Source organism: Aeromonas aquatica, from assembly GCF_000764655.1.
Taxonomy (GTDB): domain Bacteria; phylum Pseudomonadota; class Gammaproteobacteria; order Enterobacterales; family Aeromonadaceae; genus Aeromonas; species Aeromonas aquatica.
Window position 1 is genome coordinate 1 of the sequence record NZ_JRGL01000135.1, and the last position, 4,065, is coordinate 4,065.

Genomic DNA, 4,065 nt, shown 5'->3' on the forward strand with positions numbered 1-4,065 from the left:
ACCCCCGATGCGGTACATCGGGGGTTCTGAGTCACGTGAAGCTAGACGAAAATGTGTAAACCTATTTCAGGACTAGACAAAGTCCTAAGCCAGCCATCTGGCTTAGAGCGGGAAGGGGGCCGGCGCCTCGAAGCTCATTCGCTCGCCACTACGGGGATGAGTGATGGTCAGCATGGCCGCATGCAGATAAAGATGCGGAGCCGCCGCCAGAGCTTCGGGATGGGCATAGAGGTTATCCCCCAGGATGGGGTGACCCAGCTCCAGCATGTGGACCCGCAACTGGTGCGAGCGCCCTGTGATGGGGGTCAGCTTGATCAGGCTATTGCCGTTCTCCACCTTCAGCTTATCCCACAGGGTCAGGGCATGGCGGCCCTCCTCGAAATCCACCTTCTGTTTCGGCCGGTTGGGCCAGTCCACGCAAAGCGGCAGATCGACCTGACCGGAATCGGCTTCTGGCTCGCCCCACACCCAGGCGAGATAGTGCTTCTCGGTTTCCCGTTCACGAAATTGCCGACTCAGTTCCCGATGAGAGTTCGGGGTGAGGGGGATGACGATAACGCCCGTGGTGGACATGTCGAGGCGGTGAGCCGCCGCCGCCTTGGGGTGCTGCTGCTTGACGCGATACAGGACGCTGTCTTCATTTTCGGGCCCGCGCCCGGGGACGCTGAGCAGGCCGGTGGGCTTGTTGACCACCATGATGTCCTTGTCCTTGAACAGGATATCGAGCCAGGGTTCCTGCGGCGGTGAGTATTCAAATGTAGCGTCTTGCATCTTTAATCCAAGGGGCAGGCCCCATCAGTGACTTAGTTATGATGACCACGGTAAATAAAGTGCATGGCATCCGGCCTGAGCCGGATCGGGTCGCTGTCGATCCGGTTATGCACCTTCTCTACCTTGTCAGTTATGGGTAACCACGATAAAGCGGATGGCATCCAGTTTGAGCTGGGTCTGGTCGATCAGGTGGTGCAATTCTGCCTGCAAGTTGCGCAGATATTCCAGTTCGCTGTCGCGCACGTTCGGATTGACCGCCTTGAGGGCCTCCAGCCGATCGAGATCCTGCTGCAGGGCCTGCGCCATCTGGCCACGGGCCTTGTCCACTATGCCGGCCTTCAGCTCTTCGGCGATGACCTGGCCCTTGCCGATCAGGCCGTGGATCACCGGTTGGGACGCTGTGACCAGCTTGCTGCCAAGGTGGCGATTGACCGGGGTCAGCTGGCGGTTGAAGGCATCGAACGCTACCTTCTCGCCGAGGTTCTGGCCATTCTTGTCCATCAGCAGCCGGATCGGGGTCGGCGGCATGAAGCGATAGAGCTGGGGATGGGCGGCAGATTCGGCGACGAAGATCAGCTCCAGCAAGATGGAACCGATCGGCAGTGCCTTGTTCTTCAGCAGGGCGACCGAGGTCGCGCCAATCTCGGAACCCAGGATCAGATCGATGCCGCCGCGCATGATGGGGTGCTCCCAGGAGAGCAGCGCCATGTCGTCCCGCGCCAGGGCGATGGGGCGATCGAAGGTGACCGTCATGCCATCCTGGGGCAGGCCCGGGAAGCTCGGCACCAGCATGTGATCGCCTGGGGTCAGTACCAACGCATGCTCGCCTCTGTCATCCTGATTGACGCCGATCTCGTCGAACATCTTGAGGGCAAAGGAGATCATGCCGGTGTCGTCATCCTCGGCGGTCAGTTTGTCGACCAGGGCGCGGGCGGCATTGCCCCCGCTGGAGTGAATTTCCAGCAGGCGATCGCGGCCCTGTTCCAGGCGAGACTTGAGCGGCTCGTGCAGTTCACGGGTCTTGGCCAGCAAGGCGTCCAGCACCGCCTGTTCGCCCTCGTTGGCGGCCAGCAGCTCGAACAGCTCCTCGCGCACGGCTTCAAATACCGGGCGGGCGGTGGGGCAGGTCTGCTCGAAGGCATCCAGGCCATCGTGATACCAGTCCAGCAGCGCGCGCTGGGCGGTGCCTTCCAGATAGGGGACGTGGATCTCGACGGTGTTCTGCTGACCGATACGATCGAGACGGCCGATACGCTGTTCCAGTAGATCCGGGTTGAGTGGCAGATCGAACAGCACCAGGTGGCTGGCAAACTGGAAGTTGCGACCCTCTGAGCCGATCTCGGAGCAGATCAGCACCTGGGCGCCGCTCTCTTGTTGGGCAAAATAGGCAGAAGCCTTGTCCCGCTCCAGGATCGACATGCCTTCGTGGAATACGGTGCCGCGGATACCCTCGCGGGTACGCAGCGCCTCTTCCAGCGCGAGGGCAGTCGCGGCCTCGGAGCAGATCACCAGCACCTTCTGCTGACGGGCGCCGAGCAGCAGCTCAAGCAACCAGTCGACCCGAGGATCGAACTGGGTCCAACTGGCGTTGTCTCCCTCGAACTGCTGGAAGATCTTCTCCGGATAGAGGTAGCGCAGGGCGCGGGTCTGCAGATCGCCACCGTTGCCGCCCATCATGCCCATCACCTTGATGGCGGTCTTGTACTGCTCCGGCAGCGGCATGGGGTAGACATTGAGGTGACGCTCCGGGAAGCCCTGGATGTTGGCGCGGCTGTTGCGGAACAACACCCGGCCGGTACCGTGCTGATCGAGCAGTTTATGGACTGCCTGCTGACGGGCAGCGGCATCGCTCAAGTCCAGCCCTTCAAGCTGGCTGGCGAGGATCTGCCTGGCCTCATCGCTCAGAGGCTCGCCTGCCAACAAGGCTTGCGCGGCGCTGGCGACCTGGCCATAGGCCTGCTCCTCGGCGAGGAAGGCGTCATAGTCATAGAAACGTTCGGGATCGAGCAGGCGCAGACGGGCAAAGTGGCTCTGGTGGCCGAGTTGATCCGGGGTGGCGGTCAGCAGCAGGACGCCCGGCACCTGCTCGGCCAGGGCTTCCACCATCTCGTAGGCGCGACTCGGCGCCTCTTCGCTCCACTCCAGGTGGTGGGCCTCATCGACGACCAGCAGATCCCACTCGGCTTCCAGCACCTGCTCGAAGCGGCGGCGCTTCTTGCGCAGGAAGTCGAGGCTGCAGATCACCAGCTGCTCCGTCTCGAACGGATTTTCGGCGTCGGCGAAGGCCTCGATGCAGCGCTCCTCGTCAAACAGGGAGAAGTGCAGGTTGAAGCGGCGCATCATCTCGACCAACCACTGGTGCTGCAGGGTCTCCGGCAGCAGGATGAGCACGCGCTGGGCACGGCCAGAGAGCAGTTGCTGATGGATGATCATGCCCGCCTCTATGGTCTTGCCCAGACCCACCTCGTCGGCCAGCAGCACGCGCGGGGCATAGCGATGACCCACTTCGTGGGCAATATAGAGCTGATGCGGGATCAGGCTGACCTTGCCGCCGGCCAGACCGCGGGTCGGATTGCGGCGACGCTGATGCTGGTTGATCAGGGCTTCATAGCGCAGGGTGAAACGGGACATCCGATCGATCTGACCGGCAAACAGGCGATCCTGCGGCTTGTTGAACTTGATGAAGTTACTGAGGAACACCTCTTTGAGGACGACGGGCTCCTCGTTATCGGTGCGGATACCGACATATATAAGCAGCCCATCCTTCTCCTGCACTTCTTCAACCAGCATGGTCCAGTCTTCATGACTGGCTATCTGGTCGCCCACATTGAAGCTGACCCGGGTAACCGGCGCCTCTTCTTTGGCATACATGCGGTTTTCACCGGTAGCCGGAAACAACAGGGTAACCATGCGTCCTTCAACAGCAACGACAGTTCCCAACCCCAGATCCGTCTCTGTATCACTAATCCAACGCTGGCCAAGTGCAAAAGGCATTAAACTCTCCAAAGCCCAAGAGTGTGAGAATCGCAAAGGGGCGCTATGTTACCCGAAGGCGGGATCTCGATCACCATGCTAATAGCGATCGGGAAACCAATTCGATGCAACCTTGATCTGCCGACAGTGCCACCTTGTAAATCAAGACTACTTCTTCTCACTAGAGTCTCCCGTTGTGGACTTAATCATCATTTCGGGTGATTAATGAACGGTTGAGCCAGGGATTCGAATTTAATGCGAAATCACCCTTGCCAATCTGATTCAGCTCCCTATAATGCGCCCCATCGACAGGGCAAGCGG

The 4,065-nt window shown here is 60.4% G+C and carries 2 protein-coding genes; both read right to left on the minus strand.

Features of this window, described 5'->3' with window-relative positions; all coding sequences use genetic code 11:
- Positions 1 to 102 precede the first annotated feature (102 nt).
- Positions 103 to 771, minus strand: coding sequence for a bifunctional tRNA pseudouridine(32) synthase/23S rRNA pseudouridine(746) synthase RluA (rluA, locus tag LG30_RS0117935; protein WP_033132062.1), 669 nt, complete (start codon positions 769 to 771; stop codon positions 103 to 105).
- Between the two features lie 126 nt (positions 772 to 897).
- Positions 898 to 3,765, minus strand: a complete 2,868-nt coding sequence (gene rapA / locus LG30_RS0117940) for an RNA polymerase-associated protein RapA (protein WP_033132063.1) — start codon at positions 3,763 to 3,765, stop codon at positions 898 to 900.
- Positions 3,766 to 4,065 lie beyond the last annotated feature (300 nt).

Coding starts and splice junctions, on each gene's coding strand:
- rluA (WP_033132062.1), bottom strand. CDS start 771: ATGCAAGACGCTACATTTGAATACTCACCGCCGCAGGAACCCTGGCTC.
- rapA (WP_033132063.1), bottom strand. CDS start 3,765: ATGCCTTTTGCACTTGGCCAGCGTTGGATTAGTGATACAGAGACGGAT.